This is a genomic window from Bradyrhizobium prioriisuperbiae (assembly GCF_032397745.1).
GTDB classification, from domain to species: Bacteria; Pseudomonadota; Alphaproteobacteria; order Rhizobiales; family Xanthobacteraceae; genus Bradyrhizobium_A; species Bradyrhizobium_A prioriisuperbiae.
The window spans coordinates 5,201,178-5,216,886 of sequence record NZ_CP135921.1; the positions used below are offsets into that span (position 1 = coordinate 5,201,178).

At 62.9% G+C, this 15,709-nt stretch carries 12 protein-coding genes and 1 pseudogene; 6 read left to right on the forward strand and 7 right to left on the reverse strand.

All coding sequences use genetic code 11. The features are described 5' to 3' along the window. The first annotated feature begins 83 nt into the window (after positions 1-83). The 5 genes from RS897_RS24590 to RS897_RS24610 all read left to right on the forward strand — a co-directional run bounded on the left by RS897_RS24590 (position 84) and on the right by RS897_RS24610 (position 7,223). A complete protein-coding gene (locus RS897_RS24590; protein ID WP_315831320.1) occupies positions 84-1,472 on the forward strand; it encodes a M20 family metallopeptidase in 1,389 nt (462 codons plus the stop codon). Positions 1,473-1,554: 82 nt separating this feature from the next. Next, complete coding sequence (locus RS897_RS24595; protein WP_315831321.1) at positions 1,555-2,316, forward strand: SDR family NAD(P)-dependent oxidoreductase; 762 nt, start codon at positions 1,555-1,557, stop codon at positions 2,314-2,316. Between the two features lie 62 nt (positions 2,317-2,378). After that, on the forward strand, positions 2,379-3,230 hold the full coding sequence (locus tag RS897_RS24600; RefSeq protein ID WP_315831322.1) for an enoyl-CoA hydratase family protein: 852 nt from the start codon (positions 2,379-2,381) through the stop codon (positions 3,228-3,230). Positions 3,231-3,392: 162 nt separating this feature from the next. Next, on the forward strand, positions 3,393-5,744 hold the full coding sequence (locus tag RS897_RS24605; protein WP_315831323.1) for a bifunctional salicylyl-CoA 5-hydroxylase/oxidoreductase: 2,352 nt from the start codon (positions 3,393-3,395) through the stop codon (positions 5,742-5,744). Positions 5,745-5,984: 240 nt separating this feature from the next. Further along, positions 5,985-7,223: a flavin-dependent oxidoreductase gene (locus tag RS897_RS24610; RefSeq protein WP_315831324.1), complete on the forward strand. Its 1,239-nt coding sequence runs from the start codon at positions 5,985-5,987 to the stop codon at positions 7,221-7,223. A 303-nt stretch (positions 7,224-7,526) separates the two neighbouring features. Here the strand turns inward: RS897_RS24610 and RS897_RS24615 are convergent, their stop codons facing one another. The 5 genes from RS897_RS24615 to RS897_RS24635 form a co-directional block, all read right to left on the reverse strand. Further along, positions 7,527-8,810, reverse strand: coding sequence for an IS701 family transposase (locus RS897_RS24615; RefSeq protein ID WP_315831325.1), 1,284 nt, complete (start codon positions 8,808-8,810; stop codon positions 7,527-7,529). 117 nt (positions 8,811-8,927) lie between these two features. After that, positions 8,928-9,389 (reverse strand): cupin domain-containing protein, encoded by a 462-nt coding sequence (locus RS897_RS24620; protein ID WP_315831326.1) that lies wholly within the window; start codon positions 9,387-9,389, stop codon positions 8,928-8,930. A 35-nt stretch (positions 9,390-9,424) separates the two neighbouring features. Continuing rightward, positions 9,425-10,123 carry an ABC transporter ATP-binding protein gene (locus RS897_RS24625; RefSeq protein ID WP_315831327.1) on the reverse strand — a complete coding sequence of 233 codons (699 nt, stop codon included), beginning with the start codon at positions 10,121-10,123 and terminating at the stop codon, positions 9,425-9,427. Beyond that, entirely contained in the window at positions 10,123-10,908 is a 786-nt protein-coding gene (locus RS897_RS24630) for an ABC transporter ATP-binding protein (RefSeq protein WP_315831328.1), read from the reverse strand. The genes RS897_RS24625 and RS897_RS24630 overlap by 1 nt, the downstream gene beginning before the upstream one ends. Beyond that, on the reverse strand, positions 10,905-11,888 hold the full coding sequence (locus RS897_RS24635) for a branched-chain amino acid ABC transporter permease (RefSeq protein WP_315831329.1): 984 nt from the start codon (positions 11,886-11,888) through the stop codon (positions 10,905-10,907). The genes RS897_RS24630 and RS897_RS24635 overlap by 4 nt, the downstream gene beginning before the upstream one ends. Before the next feature lie 167 nt (positions 11,889-12,055). Here RS897_RS24635 and RS897_RS24640 point away from each other — a divergent pair. Continuing rightward, positions 12,056-13,201 (forward strand): annotated as a pseudogene (locus RS897_RS24640) (IS4 family transposase); the annotation flags it as partial. 259 nt (positions 13,202-13,460) lie between these two features. Here RS897_RS24640 and RS897_RS24645 read toward each other — a convergent pair. After that, complete coding sequence (locus RS897_RS24645) at positions 13,461-14,381, reverse strand: branched-chain amino acid ABC transporter permease (protein WP_315831330.1); 921 nt, start codon at positions 14,379-14,381, stop codon at positions 13,461-13,463. A gap of 158 nt (positions 14,382-14,539) precedes the next feature. Next, positions 14,540-15,667: an ABC transporter substrate-binding protein gene (locus RS897_RS24650; RefSeq protein WP_315838732.1), complete on the reverse strand. Its 1,128-nt coding sequence runs from the start codon at positions 15,665-15,667 to the stop codon at positions 14,540-14,542. Positions 15,668-15,709 lie beyond the last annotated feature (42 nt).

A 15,709-nucleotide genomic window follows, 5' to 3' on the forward strand; every position in this document is an offset into this window, starting at 1 on the left:
GGCCCTCGACTTTGCTTGCGATTGTCAGCAAACTCGAGCTACGGATCGATCCCCTTCATTCAACTGAATTCATGGAGTTCGTCATGACAAGAGCCGATGCGATTGATCGTGTGCGCAAGCATCTGCACTCGGGCGGGTTTCTCGCCGAACTCAATCGCCGCGTTGCCTACAAGACCGTAAGCCAATCGACAGAACATGCCGTGGACCTGCAGGCCTATCTCGACAGGGAATTGCAGCCGTCTTTCGCTGAGCTCGGCTTCACCAGCAAACTGATCGCATCTCCCACGGGCAGGGGCCCCTATTTGTTGGCGGAATATCGGGAAGATGCGTCGCGGCCGACCGTCCTGATGTACGGCCATGGCGATGTGGTCGAAGGCATGGTCGGGAGATGGCGCGACAATCTCGATCCGTGGCGGGCCACGCAAATTGGCGAGCGCGTCTATGGCCGGGGTGCGGCCGATAACAAGGGACAGCACACCATCTTGATGTCCGCGCTCGCCGCAGTGCGTGCGGCGCGCGGCGGCAAGCTCGGCTTTAACGCCAAGTTCATCATCGAAACCGGCGAGGAAATCGGCTCTCCGGACCTGTATCCGGTTTGTGCGTCGTTGCGTGACGAGCTTGCGGCCGACGTGTTGATCGCTTCGGACGGGCCACGGCTGTCCGCGGACCGGCCCACCATCGTTCTCGGCTGCCGTGGCGGCCTGCGTATTCATCTGGACGTCGAGCTCCGCGAGGGCGCGCATCATTCCGGCAACTGGGGCGGCGTACTGTCCAATCCGGCCACCATTCTGGCCAACGCCATCGCGAGCCTGGTGGATCATCGCGGGCGCATGCTGCTGGAGGCGCTGAAGCCACCGCCGATTTCGGGTGACGTGCGCCAGGCGCTGGCCAGTGTCGAGATCAGGCCGACACCGAGCGAGCCGGCGTTGGCGCCGGATTGGGGCGAGGAGGGGTTGTCCGCGGCCGAACGTCTCTATGCCTGGAATACGCTGGAAGTGCTGGCGATGTCAGCGGGCAGCACAGCCAACCCGGTCAATGCCATTCCCGATCGCGCGCAGGCGGTTCTGCAATTGCGCTTCGTGGTCGGCACGGACGTCGATGGTGTCGAGCGCGCCATCCAGGACCATCTGAACGCCCAGGGGCTATCGATGGTCCGGGTCAGCCTCCATCAGCGTTTCACAGCATCGCGCACCGATGTGCGCAATCCCTGGGTCGGCTGGGCCGTGTCTTCTATCCACGACACCACCGGCAAGGAGCCGGCGGTCTTGCCGAATTTCGGCGGGTCGCTGCCCAACGACGTGTTCTGTGATCTGCTGGGGTTGCCGACGATCTGGGTGCCACACTCCTATCCCGGCTGCAGCCAGCATGCGCCCGACGAACATATCCTGCTGCCGACCACCGAAGAGGGGTTGAGCATCATGGCCGGACTGTTCTGGGATCTGGGCGAGAAACCGCGGATTTCCGGCGGATAACCGACCTTGAAATGCCAAGTCGCTTCCTTGCAATTATTTCAAGCCTAAAATATATTGAGGGCTTGCTGATGCGAGGTTGAAGATGGCCGCATTTCCCCGTTCGACACATGCGCTGGTCACCGGTGGTGGCCGGGGCATCGGCCGCGCGATCGCGGCGTCCCTGGTGCAGGCCGGCGCGACGGTGACGGTGCTCGGCCGCAATCGCGATGGTCTGGATGAGGCCGTTGCTGCCGGTGCGGCGCACTTTGGCGTGGTTGCGGATGTCGCGAACGAGGCGTCGGTCACACAGGCGATCGCTGAGGCGGCGGCGCGCCAGCCGATCGATCTGTTGATTGCGAATGCGGGTGCGGCGGAATCTGCCCCCTTCATGAAGTCGGATGCGGCGCTGTTCCAGCGCATGATCGATGTCAACCTGATGGGGGTGGTCCACGCCGCCCATGCGGTGCTGAAGCCGATGACGGAGCGGCGGGAGGGTCGCATCGTGGCGGTTGCGTCGACCGCCGGCCTCAAGGGCTATTCTTATGTGTCCGCCTACTGCGCGGCCAAGCATGCGGTGGTGGGCTTCGTGCGTGCGTTGGCGCTGGAGGTGGCGGCAAGCGGCGTCACCGTCAATGCGGTGTGCCCCGGCTTCACCGACACCGATCTCGTCGCCGGCAGCCTCGATCTCATCATGAAAAAAACCGGCCGCAGCCGTGAGCAGGCGGTGGCCGAGCTCGCCAAGCACAATCCGCAGGGTCGGCTGGTGGCGCCGGCGGAGGTCGCCGATACGGTGCTTTGGCTGTGCGGACCTGGCGCGTCCGCGGTGACGGGACAGGCCATTGCGGTGGCGGGTGGAGAGATTTGATCCGCAGCGAAACCGCCGCATATTTTTTTGCGAAACAACCAAAATAACGTCCGGGAGACTTCATGAGCACAGATTCAACGGCAAGCTTCGCCAACTCCGTCACTTTGCCGCTGTCGCAATATGCGCCGCGCCATTTCCTGCTGTCGGTGATCGGCGGTGTTGCGACGGTGACGCTCAACCGTCCCGAGCGCAAGAATCCGCTGACCTTTGCAAGCTACCGCGAACTGACCGATTTCTTTCGCGCCTGTGCCCATGACGACACCGTCAAGGTGGTCGTGGTCACCGGAGCCGGCGGCAACTTCTCCTCCGGCGGCGATGTGTTCGAGATCATCGGCCCGCTGGTCGAGATGGACACCAAGGGATTGACCGCCTTCACCCGGATGACCGGCGATCTCGTGAAAGCCATGCGGGCGTGTCCGCAGCCGGTGATCGCCGCGGTCGAGGGCATCTGCGCCGGCGCCGGCGCCATCATGGCCATGGCGTCCGACCTGCGGCTGGCGGCCACCGGAGCCAAGGTCGCCTTCCTGTTCAACAAGGTGGGGCTCGCCGGCTGCGACATGGGGGCCTGCGCGATCCTGCCGCGCATCATCGGCCAGTCGCGTGCCTCGGAACTGCTTTACACTGGCCGTTTCATGACTGCGGAGGAGGGCGAGCGCTGGGGCTTCTTCAGCCGCATCGTGGCGCCTGAGGACGTGTTGGCGCAGGCCCTGACGCTGGCTGGCGACATCGCCGCCGGCCCGACATTTGCCAACACCATGACCAAGCGTATGCTGGCGATGGAATGGGCGATGTCGGTGGAGGAAGCGATTGAATCCGAGGCGATTGCGCAGGCATTGTGCATGACCACCAAGGACTTCGAGCGCGCCTTCCAGGCCTTCGCCAACAAGCAGAAGCCGGTGTTCGAGGGGAATTGAGGAGTCAGACGTGTAGCCCGGATGAGAGCGAAGCGCGACATCCGGGACAAGCGGCTCCCGGATATCGCTCCGCTCATCCGGACTACAGTTGTCGATAAAATCCACTTGCCAGGAAATTACTTTAGGCTTAAAATAATTGACAGTTGATCCCAGGAGGCTGTCATGAAGGTTGCGATCATCGGCGGTGGGCCAGCGGGGCTCTATGCAGCGATCCTGCTGAAGAAGCAGCGGCCGGAGGCCGATATCGCTGTCTACGAGCGCAACCGCGCCGACGACACCTTCGGTTTTGGCGTGGTGTTCTCCGATGCCACCCTCGACAATTTCGAGAAGCACGATCCGCCGAGCTATCGCCGCATCACCCAGGAGTTCGCCTACTGGGACGACATCGCGGTGCACTTCCGCGGCACCGTCCATCAGGTCGGCGGCAACGGCTTTTGCGGCTGTTCGCGCCGGATGCTGCTTCTGATCCTGCAGGAGCGGGCGCGTGAACTCGGTGTGCGACTGTTCTTCGAGGTCGATATCGCCGATGAAGACAAGTTCGCCGACGCCGATCTCATTGTGCTGGCTGACGGCAGCAACAGCCGCTTTCGCGACAAGTTCCGCGATCATTTCCAGCCCGAGATCGACCTGCGCTCCAACACATTCACCTGGATGGGATCGACCAAGCCGCTCGACGCCTTCACCTTCGTGTTCGAGGAAACCGAGTGGGGGCCGTTTATCGCCCACGCCTATCAGTACGAAGTCGGCCGCTCGACCTGGATCTTCGAGACCGACCCCGAGACCTTTGCCCGCGCCGGACTGACGGGTCTCAGCGAAGCAGCCTCCGCGAAGCGGATGGAGGAGATTTTCGGCGCCTACCTCGATGGCCACAAGCTGCTGATCAATCGCTCGATGTGGCGTAATTTCCCGATGATCCGCAGTCAGCGCTGGGTCAAGGACAACATGGTCCTGCTTGGCGACGCCAAGGCAACCGCGCATTTCTCGATCGGCTCCGGCACCAAGCTCGCGATGGAAGATGCCATCGCGCTCGCGGACGCCATGCAGAATGCGCCGACCATCGATGCGGCGCTCAATGCGTATGAACACGGCCGCCGCGAAGAGGTGGAGAAGATCCAGCACGCCGCCGACGTGTCGCTGGTCTGGTTCGAGCACGTCGATCGCTTCTGGGCATTCGATCCGGTGCAGTTCGCCTTCGGCGTGATGACGCGGTCCAAGGCGATCACCTATGATAATCTCGGCCTGCGCGCGCCGGAGTTTGTTGCCGAGGTGGATAAGGTTTTCGCGCGCCAGGTGCGGGCCAAGGGCTTCGACGTCAATGTCGACAAGCCGGTGGCGCCGATGTTCCAGCCGTTCAAGTTGCGCGACATGGTGGTGAAAAATCGCGCCGTGGTATCGCCGATGTGCATGTACTCGGCCAAAGAGGGCGTGCCGCAGGATTTCCATCTGGTGCATTACGGCTCCCGCGCCATCGGCGGCGCCGGGCTCATTTTCACCGAGATGACCTGCGTGGGGCCGGATGCCCGCATCACCCACGGCTGCACCGGCCTGTGGAACAACGAGCAGGAAACGATGTGGCGCCGCATCGTCGATTTTGTCCACGGCAACTCGGCGGCAAAAATCTGCCTGCAACTCGGGCACGCCGGGCGCAAGGGCGCCACCAAACTGATGTGGGACGGCATCGACCGGCCGCTGGAGAAGGGCGGCTGGGATGTGGTGTCGGCGTCGCCGATCCCCTATTTCCCCGACAGTCAGGTGCCGCGCGAACTCGACCGCGCGGCGATGGCCCGCATCAAGCAGGAGTTCGTCGACGCGGCGATCCGTGGCGATCGTTGCGGCTTCGACATGCTGGAGCTGCACTGCGCCCACGGCTATCTCCTGGCGAGCTTCATCTCGCCGCTGACCAACACCCGCACCGATGACTATGGCGGCTCGCTGGAGAACCGCCTGCGATTCCCGCTGGAGGTGTTTACGGCGATGCGTGCGGCGTGGCCGGCGCACAAGCCGATGTCGGTGCGTATCTCGGCGACCGACTGGGCCGAGGGTGGCCTCACCGGCGACGATGCGGTGGAGGTCGCGCGCGCGTTCGGCGAGACCGGCGTCGATCTGGTCGATGTCTCGACCGGACAGACCGTGCGGGACTCCCGTCCGATCTATGGCCGCATGTTCCAGATCCCGTTCTCCGATCAGGTCCGCAACGAGGCCCATGTGGCGACCATGTGTGTCGGCAACATCACCAGCGCCGACCAGATCAACACCATCCTGGCCGCCGGCCGTGCCGACCTGGTGGCGCTAGGGCGCCCGCATCTGGTCGACCCGGCCTTTACCATAAAGGCAGCCGCCTGGTACGGCGCCGGGGACGCCTATTGCCCTCCGCAGTATTTGCCCGGAAAAGAACAGATCTTCCGCAACAGCGTGCGCGAGCGTCAGGACTTCGAGGAGCTGAAGATCAAGGCCAAGCCGCGGACCCGGGCGGAGCTGAAAGCGGATGCGACAAAGCCGCTGGCGGCGGAGTAACGACTGAGTAATGATGCGAGCTACACAGGAGGCGTCATCCTGAGGTGCGAACCGCGTCAGCGGTGAGCCTCGAAGGATGGCTGAGGGAAAAGATAAAAAAGATAAGAGACAAGAAGCGTCACACCGGCCGTCGTCCTTCGAGGCTCGCCCAGCGGTGCAAGCGCACCGCAAGGCTCGCACCTCAGGATGACGGATCCTACTCGGAAAGCGTTCTAGGTTGGGTTGCGTGGAGCAGAGTTCATGAAGGCGATCATCGTCGGCGGCGGTATCGGAGGTCTCACCACGGCGCTGATGTTGCGCGCGCGCGGCATCGATTGCGAACTCTACGAACAGTCCGACAGCATCCGTGAGCTTGGCGTCGGTATCAACACGCTGCCCCACGCGATCCGGGAGCTGACCGGCCTCGGCCTGCTGGACCGGCTCGATGATGTCGCAGTCCGCACCGACCAGCTGTTCTATCTCACCCGGCATGGCCAGCAGGTCTGGCATGAAAAGCGCGGCCTTGATGCGGGCCACGACGTGCCGCAGTTTTCAATTCATCGCGGCCGGCTGCAGAGCGTGATCCACCGGGCGGTGGTCGAGCGGCTCGGCGCGGACGCCATCCACACCGGTTGCCGGCTGGGCGCCTTCACCCAGGACGAGGGCGGCGTCACCGCGCATTTTTTCGATCGCACCGGGGCTCATGTGGCGACCGCGCGGGGCGATGTCCTGATCGGCGCCGACGGCATCCATTCCAAGGTGCGACAGACGATGTACCCCAACGAGGGGCCTCCGGTCTGGAACGGCCTGATGCTGTGGCGCGGCGCCACCGACTGGCCGGTTTTTCTGACCGGCAGCTCGATGATCATCTCTGGCGGCCTCAACGCCAAGGCGGTGATCTATCCGATCGCGGAAGGCTCAAGTCCCGCGAGCCGGCTGACCAACTGGGCAATCCTGGTGCGGATAGGCGACGCCAATACGCTGCCGCCCCGCCGCGAGGATTGGTCGCGCCCCGGCAAACGCGAGGAGTTGATGCCGCATGTCGCTGGCTTTTCGATTCCACAGGTCGATCTCGCCTCATTGATCCGAGCGACGCCGGAATTCTGGGAGTATCCTTGCTGCGATCGCGATCCGTTGCCGTCCTGGATCGACGGCCGCGTCACCCTGCTCGGCGATGCCGCGCATCCGATGTATCCCGTCGGCTCCAATGGCGCCTCGCAGGCGATCCTCGATGCACGCTGCCTGGCCGACGCGTTGGCGCGCTCCGAACATCCGCGCCAGGCATTGATGGCTTATGAGCGCCAGCGGCTGCCAATGACCGCCGACATCGTTGCCTCCAACCGCCGCGGTGGCCCCGAGGGTGTGATCGACGCCGTGGAGAAACTGGCGCCCCAGGGCTTCACTGACATCGATGCCATCCTGAACTACGAATCCCGCGAAGCGATCGTGCGCGGCTATGCAGCGAAGGCTGGATTTGCCGCACGGGTGGTGGGGCGATAGGCGTCAGCAGGCTGATGCTTTGTAGCCCGGATGAGCGCAGCGATATCCGGGACGGGAATCCCGGGTGTCGCTTCGCTCACCCGGGCTACGCAGCTCGCAGGGCGGGTTAGCCGAAGGCGTAACCCGCCGACGCACGTCAACGCATAACGGCGGATTACGCTGCGCTAATCTTACTGCGTCATGATTTTTCTGCGCGTGGGTGATGCTGCGACGGCGCCGCAACAAGGGCATCGTATGATCGTTTTGCTGAGGGCCCGGCTCAACCGCACGCGCATGGTTGCGATCGAGTTCGGGACGTGGCGTTCAGGCCGCAAGGGCAGATCCTCTGGGTCGATAATTGTCGGGTAAGAGAGGGACCTGGACTGGCGCGGCGGAACAAGTTTCTGAGGGGGGAATCGTCGCCTGTTCGGCGATCAGGAAGCCGTAGGCCGCGATGCACAGGGTTGCGTGATGATGGAAGCCACGCCAGCCGCGCCCCTCGTAGTGACCGAGCCCGACCTCCTGCTTGAGCTCCTGATAGTCGCGCTCGATGCGCCAGCGCAGCTTGGCCAGATTGACGAGCTGCGTGAAGCTGACGTTCTCCGGCAGCGTGGCGAGCCAGTATTTGGTCGGCTCTGCTTCGCCCTCCGGCCATTCGATCAGCAGCCACTCCGGCGACAGCTTCTCGGGGATCAGTTTGTTGTACCCGACGCGGACACGCACCCGCGCAAAGCGCGAGGATAGCTGGTCGGCCGAGCCTTCCCGCCACGCCACCGTGCGCCAGGCCTGCTTCGGGAGACTGAGTGCCACTTTTTTGGCCGAGACCAGTTCGGGCTCGTCGCGGCGGCCGGTGTTGTTCATCGGCTTGTCCATCCGCCGCGGGCCGCTGCCAGGGGCCCACATCAAGATGGTCGGCACGATGCCGACCACGTAAGGCAAGCCCAATTCTGTCATGCCGGCACGCAGCCGCGCGTCCCTGCCGTAGGCCGCATCCATCAGCGCGACGCCGCGTGGCAGACTGCTCTCGCAGGCCCAGCGGATTTGCTCCAGCGCGATCTGCGGCTTAGTCTTGAACTTGATCTGCTTCGGCACGCCTGCCTTCTTCCGCCGGGCACGATCCTTCGTCCAGGCTTCCGGCAAGTACAGCCGATAGGCCACCGGAAGGCTGGCGGCATGATTGGCGATCGAGAGCGACACCGCCACCTGGCAATTGGCCTGCTTGCCGAGCTGCCCGCAATATTGGTGGTGCACGCCGACCGAATGCTTGCCTTGCTTGGGGAACGAGGTGTCGTCGATGATCCACGCCTCGATCGGCCCGCTCTTCTCGATCGCCGGCAGCACCAAATCGCGCACCTTGGTCAGCACGTCCTCGTCCGACCAGGCCGCGTTGGCGACAAAATGCAGCAACGACTGATGCTGTGCCGCCGTGCGCGCTGGAGCCGTCCGCGCCGCCATCGGCTCCACGCTCTTGCGTTCCCCAGGCAGCATCAGGCCCGTGCAATAGTCGCGCAGCGGTCTCGTCCGCTCCACGTGACCGATCACGCTTCCAAGACCGGCTACATACTCCGCAAACCGCGTTTCGCTATCCCCACCCTGATCGAGATTCATCCGGCCCTCCGCGCGCCAAATATTGAATCTCCTCAATTACTTGATTCTCAGCCTCAATGACTGCGACCGTCTGACTCAGTAAGACTAATCCGCCCTACGGTCTGAGTGCGTCTCGCCTTACGCCCCGGGAGGCGGCGGCAGGAAGTGGATGTTGTGCTCGGCGGCGAGAGCCACCACGTCGTCCGGATTCTGTTGCTTCATGTTGTGGATGCCCCAGAACAGGTCGTACAGCCTGCGCGTCGGCGACACCCAGAATAGCACCTTGGCAATCTGCTGCGATTTGTTGAAGATGCCGTGCGGCTTGCCCATGGCCAGGCGCACGGTGTCGCCAGCGGTGGCGAAGTCGTCGGCGCCGTCGAGCATGAAATCGAGCCGGCCTTCCAGGATATAGAGATATTCGTCCTGGTCGGGATGGATGTGCGGCGGCACGAAGGTGCCGGGCGGGAAGGTCGCGTGCCATGAGAACGAATGCTCGGTGCGGGTCTTCGGCACATAGGTCTGTCCGAGGATGTTCCAGCTGATGCCTTGCAGGCCTTCGTTGGCGCGGGTGATGCCGGCGGTTTCGATCGGCGTGGCCATGGTTCGGTCTCCTCCGTTTGGCGGACAGTTCGATCTCAGACGTGCAGAAATCTGTCCTTGATGGTGGGGTCGTTCTTCAGCTCGGAACTGGTGCCGGTCCAGACCACACGCCCTTTCTCTACGACAACGTGGCGGTCGGCGAAAGCGGTCAGCGCGTCGACATTCTTGTCGATGACCAGAATGGCCTGGCCCTCGCTTTTCAGCCGCTTCAGGCAGGCCCAGATTTCGGCGCGGATCAGTGGCGCCAGGCCTTCGGTGGCTTCGTCCAGGATCAGGAGCCTCGGGTTGGTCATCAGCGCGCGGCCGATCGCCAGCATTTGTTGCTCGCCGCCGGACAATTGCGTGCCGAGATTGCCGCGGCGCTCCTTCAGGCGCGGAAACAAGCCATGCACGGCGTCGAGCGTCCAGCGTGGCGTGCTCTTGCGGCTGGCCGCAGTGGCGATCAGGTTTTCGTCGACCGTGAGCGTCGGAAAGATCTGGCGACCTTCCGGCACCAGGCCGATGCCGCATTGGGCGATCTTGTAGGAGGGCAGGCCGGCGAGTGCTCTGGTTTCAAAGCTGATGTCTCCGCCGCTCGGTCGCAGCAGCCCCATGATGGCTTTGACCGTTGTGGTCTTGCCCATGCCGTTGCGCCCCAGCAGCGTTACCACTTCGCCGGCATCGATGCGCAGCGAGATGTCGAACAGCACTTGTGCGGCGCCATAACCAGCCTGCAGATGCGAGACGGCGAGCATCAGACGATCTCCCCGGCCAAATCTTGTTCATTAAAAGCGGCTTCTTCGCCCAGATACGCGGAGCGCACCTCCGCGTTGTTGCGAATGCTGTCGGGCGAGCCGCTGGCGATGATGCGGCCATAGACCAGCACCGAGACTTTATCCGCGAGCGCAAACACGGCCTCCATGTCATGTTCGATCAGGATGATCGGCAGTTCGCGCTTCAGCGCCAGCAGCGTGGCAATCACCCGTTGGGATTCCTCGTGGCTGGTGCCGGCCAGCGGTTCGTCGAGCAGCAACAGCTTCGGCTTCGATGCGATTGCCACAGCAAGCTCGAGCTGGCGTTTTTCGCCATGCGACAGCAGGCCCGCCGGCACGTTGGCGCGCGCCGCAAGCCCAAAGCGGGACAGCAGCTCCATGGCAATTTCGTTCAACGGCTGTTCTGCCGCCGCATTGCCGAGGAATCTGAAACTGGAGCCGGCATGCGCCTGCGCGGCCAGTGCGACGTTTTCCAGCACGGAGAAGCCCGGCAGGATCGAGACGATCTGGAACGAACGCACCAGGCCGAGCCGCGCCCGTTCGTGCATCGGCAATGATGTAACGTCCCGTCCGTTGAACGCGATGCGGCCGGAATCGGGCGCGGCGAGGCCGGAGATCTGATGCACCAGCGTGGTCTTGCCGGCGCCGTTGGGGCCGATGATCGCGTGCAGTTCACCCGGTGCGATGTCGAGCGAGACATCGTCGGTCACGCGCAGCGCGCCATAACTCTTGCGCAAATTCGTCAAAGTGAGGATCGGCGCGCTCATCGCTCGCTCCTCAGGATCGACACGAGGCCGCCGCGCGCGAACAGTACAACCAGGATCAGGATCGGGCCGAAAATCATGCCCCAGTATTCGGTGAGATGGGACAGGTACTCTTCGAGCAGGGTAAATGCCGCTGCACCGATGATGGCGCCGTGCAGCGAGCCGAGCCCACCCAGCACGATCATGAAAATGAGATCGCCGGAGCGCTGCCAGGTGGCGTAGGCCGGGCTGATGAATTCGCTCTGGTTCGCCAGCAGGCAGCCGGCGAGGCCGGCGATCATGCCGGCGATGACATAGGCGGTGAGCTGATAACGATAGGGCGCAAAGCCGATCGCTTCCATGCGCACCGGGTTCTCCTTGATGCCACGCAACACGCGGCCGAACCGCGACGCGACGATCGAGCGGCAAATAATGTAGATCCCGACCAGCAGGCCGAACACCACATAGTACAGCCCGAGATCGTTCTTCAGCACCGGCTTACCGAAGATCAGGCTGCGCGATGCGAGGCTCATGCCGTCATCGCCGCCATAGGCCGCGAGCGAGGTGGCGAGGAAATACAGCATCTGCCCGAAGGCCAGCGTGATCATGATGAAATAGACGCCGCGGGTGCGCAGCGAGATCGCGCCGGTCAGCAGCGCGAAGAGTCCCGACGCGGCAAGAGCCGTGCCGAGCTGAATGAAGGCGTCGTTGATGCCATGGCTGGACAGGATGCCGACGGCATAGGCGCCGATGCCGAGATAGGCGGCGTGGCCGAAGCTGATCATGGCGCCGCAACCGATCAGGAGATCGAGCGACATCGCCGCCAGCGCCAGGATCATGGTGCGGGTCACCAGCGCCAGGATAAAGCCGGAGGCGCCGAACTGGGCAGCGATGGGGACGAACGCGAAGGCCGCGAACAGGATGATCGGCAGCCAGAGCGCTGATTTGCGCGCGCGCGGCGGCGGCGTGGATGCAGCTGCGTTGATTTCGGCGATGTCGTTCATGATCGGCGGACTCGTTCGCCTGTGCCGTGATGCCGATTTCTTTCTGCTCCCTCCCCCCTTGTGGCAGGGCTGTCCCGGGAATGATTCACTATGCCGCAGCGCATGCCCGGCGACTCCAGCGTGAACCGGATACTTTCTGGTTGTCGAGACACAGAAAAGGGCCGGGCATGCAATACGTGAATAGCATCTTTGGGGAGCTCCTCAAACCGATTGATCGACGACAATTTCGGGAAATCGTCGAGCGACATAACGGTAATGCCTACGACAAGACGTTCAAAAGCTGGGATCATCTTGTGGCGATGGTGGGCGCCCAATTGGGCGGGGTCACGAGCCTGCGCGCTGTGGAAGCGACCTCTAAGGCAAACTCCCATCAGCATTATCATTTGGGTGTAGGCAAGACCCCTCGCTCGACACTCTCGCGTGCGAATGCACGTCGTCCGGTGAGTATTTTCGCGGAAACTTTCGCGATGCTGGCAAAGAAGGCCGATCGACACACGCGGGTGGAAGGGGCCGAGATGGTTCGGTTGATCGACTCGAGCCCGGTGCCGTTGGGCAAGATGTGCGAATGGGCCGAATGGAATGGCCGTATCCGCGGCCTGAAGATGCACGTCGTCTATCATCCAGGGAACGATGTCCCGCGTTGTGTCGAGATTACGCCGGCGACCGTCAATGACGTCGAGATCGGCCGTCAAACGGAGCTGGAAGCCGGTGCGACCTACGTTTTCGACAAGGGCTATTATCACTTTGGCTGGTGGAAGAAGATCAATGCTGCCAAGGCTTTCTTCGTCACCCGCGTCAAGGTGAACACGCGCTTGCGCATGACAAAGTCCCGGTACGTGCGCAAGACCATAGGCGACGGCTTCAGAGTCATCGCCGATGCCAATGTCTCGCTCGCCAGCAAGGGCGATTCCAGTCTGCCGATCCCATTGCGACGCATCAAGGTCAGGCGTGACAAAGGGGGAATGATCACTCTCATCACCAACGATCTCGAACGCACGGCAGTCGAGATTGCGGCTCTCTACAAGAGCCGCTGGCAGATCGAGCTCCTGTTCCGCTGGATCAAGCAGCATCTCAACCTCCACAAGTTCATGGGCAAGAACGACAACGCCATTCGGCTGCAAATCATAGCCGCGATGATCGCCTATCTGCTCCTGCGCCTCGCGCGGCGTCTGAATTCCTTGCCGATGCTGCAGCTACGTTTCGCTGAGCTCGTTTGCCAACGCCTGTTCATGCGAAAACCGATCGCAGAAATTGACACCCCGCCACCCGTCAATCCGAGCAGGCCAAAACCCAGGTTCTCTCCCGATCAGCTGGGGTCACCTATGCGTGATTTTTCCCGGGACAGCCCTGCCCTTGTGGGGGAGGGGCGGGGAGGGGGGTATTCCGTGTTCTGAGCTGGAGAGATCTTGCGGGAAGCGGGCGATCCGATCTGCTGCGGAGGCGCGGTTACCCCCCTCCCTAACCCTCCCCCACAAGGGGGGAGGGAACGGCTCATTGCCGCGAAGCGAGGTCGGCGGCTAACCAAGCCTGCGTTTGCCGGCGTGAGTGTTGCGATCTCTTGATGCATAGGCGCTACCGCTTCGCCGGGAACAGGCCGGAAGGCCTGAAGAACAGGACCGCCGCCATCAGCACATAGATCAGCATCGGCGCGATGGCGCGGCCGGTCTGGCTGGCGGTGGCCGGATCGAACACTGCGCGCAACAAAGTGGGTGCAAAGAAGCGTCCGAGCGTATCGGTCAGCCCGATCAGCAGCGCTGCGATAAACGCACCGCGGATGGAGCCGATGCCGCCGATCACGATCACCACAAAGGCGAGGATCAGCACATTGTCGCCCATGCCGGGCTCGACCGAAAGGATGGGGGCCACCATGGCGCCGGCAAAGCCCGCGAGCATGGCGCCGACGCCGAACACGATGGTGAACAAGAGCCGGATATTGACACCGAGCGCCGACACCATCGGTGCGTTGCTGGCGCCGGCCCGCACCAGCATACCGAGACGGGTGTGGTTAACGGTCCAGTACAGCAGCAGTCCCACCGCCAGGCCGGCAGCGATGATGACCAGGCGATACACCGGATAGAGCATGCCCGGCGCCAGCGTGACCGTGCCGGAGAGCAAATCGGGGATCGGCACGCTCAGCGGCGCCGCGCCCCACAACAGTTTCACTGCTTGATTGAGAAAGATGATGACGCCGAAGGTCGCCAGCACATGGGCGAGATGATCGCGTTCATAGAGGTGGCGAAAGATCAATACCTCCAGCAGCAGGCCGAACAGCAGCGCAGAGGGCAGCGCCAGAGCGAGGCCCAGCGCGAAACTTCCGGTCATCGCCGTGAAGGCGGCGGCGAGATACGCCCCCACCATGTACTGCACGCCGTGGGCAAGGTTGATGAAGTCCATCACGCCGAACACGATGGTGAGCCCGGCGGCGATCAGGAACAGGATCAGCCCGAACTGCATTCCGTTCAGGATCTGGACGAGTGCGAGCGTCAGGGTCATGCGGGCCTGCGGTGCTCCACACACGGCGTCATTGCCGGGCCTGACCCGGCAATCCAGCTTCCTTGCCGAAAACGAAGCAAGCTGGACACGCGGGTCAAGCCCGCGTGCGACGCTGTGGGTTGTTGAAACGCGTTAAACCAAACCAGTCGACGATCAGATCAATTCCCCGCCGGGCAATCCTTGGCGAACTGGTCGCCGAAGTTCGAATACACCTTCTGCACGACCTCGGTCTGGAACTTGCCGTCGGGGCGCTTGGCGGCCTTCACCAGATAGAAGTCCTGGATCGGATAGCCGTTGCTGTTGAACTTGAAGCCGCCACGCAGCGAGGTGAAGTCGGCTTTCTTCAGCGCGGCCTTGATCGCGTCCTTGTTGCTGACATCGCCCTTGGTCGCCTTCAACGCGCTGTCGATCAGCAGCGCCGCATCATACGCCTGGAAGGCGTAGGTGCCGGGCACGTTATTGTAGGCGGCTTCATAGGCGGCGACGAACTTCTTGCTCTGCGGCAGGTCGAAGTTCGGAGCCCAGTTGGCGCCGCCGAACATGCCGACAGCCGCGTCCTGCTGGGCGGGCAGGGTGGATTCATCCACCGTGAACGCGGAGAGGAACGGAATGCGGTCGGACAGGCCGGCCTGCTTGTACTGCTTCACCAGGTTGACGCCCATGCCACCGGGCATGAAGGTGAAGATGGCATCGGGATTGAGGGACGCGATCTTGGAGAGCTCGGCCTGGAAGTCGAGGGTATTCAGCGGAACGTAGGATTCCTCGATCACTTCGCCCTTGTAATCGATCTTGAAGCCGGCGACGGCGTCCTTGCCGGCCTGATAGTTCGGCACCAGCAGGTAGACGCGCTTGTAGCCGCGATCCTGCGCCACCTTGCCGAGGACCTGGTGCACCTGGTCGTTCTGGTACGAGGTGACGTACATGTACGAACTGCAAGCCTTGCCGGCGAGACTCGAAGGACCGGAGTTCGGGCTGATCAGGAAGGTCTTGGCTTCGACCACCGGCTTCTGGATTGCGATCAGGATGTTGGAGAAGATCGGTCCGACCACGAAGTCGACCTTGTCGCGCTCCAGCAGTCCCTTGACCTTGGTGACGGCCACGTCCGGCTTCAGTTCGTCATCGGCGATCACCACCTCGACATCGCGGCCGCCCATCTTGCCGCCGAGATCCTTCACCGCGAGGTTGAAGCCGTCGCGCGCCTGCTGTCCCAGCACGGCGGCGGGCCCCGACAGCGTCAGCACCAGACCGATCTTGAGTTTCTCCTGAGCGATCGCCTGGCCGGCCATCAGGCCAGACACTGCCGCAACCGCAACTCCCCCGAAAAATCC

Bases quoted from the DNA above. Each gene is read 5' to 3' on its own strand.
- RS897_RS24650 (WP_315838732.1), bottom strand. From the start codon at position 15,667: ATGGCCGGCCAGGCGATCGCTCAGGAGAAACTCAAGATCGGTCTGGTG.
- RS897_RS24630 (WP_315831328.1), bottom strand. From the start codon at position 10,908: ATGAGCGCGCCGATCCTCACTTTGACGAATTTGCGCAAGAGTTATGGC.
- RS897_RS24605 (WP_315831323.1), top strand. From the start codon at position 3,393: ATGAAGGTTGCGATCATCGGCGGTGGGCCAGCGGGGCTCTATGCAGCG.
- RS897_RS24615 (WP_315831325.1), bottom strand. From the start codon at position 8,810: ATGAATCTCGATCAGGGTGGGGATAGCGAAACGCGGTTTGCGGAGTAT.
- RS897_RS24645 (WP_315831330.1), bottom strand. From the start codon at position 14,381: ATGACCCTGACGCTCGCACTCGTCCAGATCCTGAACGGAATGCAGTTC.
- RS897_RS24610 (WP_315831324.1), top strand. From the start codon at position 5,985: ATGAAGGCGATCATCGTCGGCGGCGGTATCGGAGGTCTCACCACGGCG.
- RS897_RS24595 (WP_315831321.1), top strand. From the start codon at position 1,555: ATGGCCGCATTTCCCCGTTCGACACATGCGCTGGTCACCGGTGGTGGC.
- RS897_RS24620 (WP_315831326.1), bottom strand. From the start codon at position 9,389: ATGGCCACGCCGATCGAAACCGCCGGCATCACCCGCGCCAACGAAGGC.
- RS897_RS24590 (WP_315831320.1), top strand. From the start codon at position 84: ATGACAAGAGCCGATGCGATTGATCGTGTGCGCAAGCATCTGCACTCG.
- RS897_RS24635 (WP_315831329.1), bottom strand. From the start codon at position 11,888: ATGAACGACATCGCCGAAATCAACGCAGCTGCATCCACGCCGCCGCCG.
- RS897_RS24600 (WP_315831322.1), top strand. From the start codon at position 2,379: ATGAGCACAGATTCAACGGCAAGCTTCGCCAACTCCGTCACTTTGCCG.
- RS897_RS24625 (WP_315831327.1), bottom strand. From the start codon at position 10,123: ATGCTCGCCGTCTCGCATCTGCAGGCTGGTTATGGCGCCGCACAAGTG.